At 43.5% G+C, this 1140-nt stretch carries 1 pseudogene; it reads left to right on the top strand.

What is annotated here, in order from left to right:
- A pseudogene (locus tag R7127_RS26670) lies at window positions 1-1140 on the top strand (SMC family ATPase); the annotation flags it as partial.

The following is a 1140-nucleotide window of genomic DNA, read 5'->3' as shown; positions in this document are numbered from 1 at the left end:
ACTGACGCAAGACGCCCTGCAAGCGCAAAAAGTGTTGGAGCAAGCTCGCATTGATGTCGCAAGTATTGGTGGTGTGGATGCAGAGATCAAACAGCAGCAGCGTTTGATGTCGGATCTTCAAAAGTTAGGTAATTTAAATCAAGAGCTTTCAAAGTTAGATGCATTGACGTCAAGTAAACAAGCCTCGGTAACTCAAGCCAAGTCTTATTATGAAAACCTTCAACGTGAAGCGGATGCGCTAGAGCTCAGTTGGCATAATGCGCAAGCGGCAGTTCTTGCTCTTCGTTTACAAACTGGAGAGAAGTGTCCCGTTTGTGGTAGTACCGAACATCCTCAGCCTGCTCAATTTGTTGGTGATGAAGTCACAAAAGAGCAAGTTCAACAGGCTCGTCATCAGGAGCGTGAGGCTCAAATCACGCTGAACCAATTGAGCAACCAGTTGGAACAACACAATATTGCGATTGCTCAATACACGCAGCAAATTGAGCAAATGGTTTCGGAGTTAGGGCAGAACGCGAACCTAGAGCTGCAAGCATTACAGGCATCAATTCATCAACTCAATGAACGATTACAGCATTTGAACGCAATTAATATTGCTCAGCTTGAGCAAAGCGTGAACGAGTTGAATCAACGTTGTGTGGTTGGCGAAGGTAAGATCAACGATTTGCAAAACCAGATGGCTGCAAATGAATCGACGATTAAAGCAAATCAGCAGCAGTTAGCGAAATTGAGTGCGTCATTAGATGATAAATACACATCACTAGAGCAACTAGAAAACGACTTGACTCAGATACACAAGCAAATTGTTGAGCTGAATAACGGCCTAGAATCTGCGCAAGCGCAGTTACAACAAGCTGTGCTGGCGAAATCAAATGTCGATAGTCAGTTGACGACTCACCAACAGTGGCTGTTGGAAGCGAATAGTAAACTTGAAAATGCTAAAACCGAATGGGAAAGCGCACTAAAAGCGAGTGCGTTTGCTGATGAAGCGCACTTCTTACAGAGTAAAGTGAGTGAACAACAAACTCAAACTTGGCAACAAGAAATAGATAACTTTAAGCAGACACAAATTCAGTTAGAACAAACTCTTGCGGATTTAAATCAAGCTTTGAAGGCGGTCGAGAAGCCTAATTTAGAAGC

It is taken from the genome of Vibrio sp. 1159, from assembly GCF_033340395.1.
Taxonomy (GTDB): Bacteria; Pseudomonadota; Gammaproteobacteria; order Enterobacterales; family Vibrionaceae; genus Vibrio; species Vibrio alginolyticus.
Note: the sequence above shows the minus strand (reverse complement) of the source record. Positions and strands in the feature narration are given on the sequence as shown.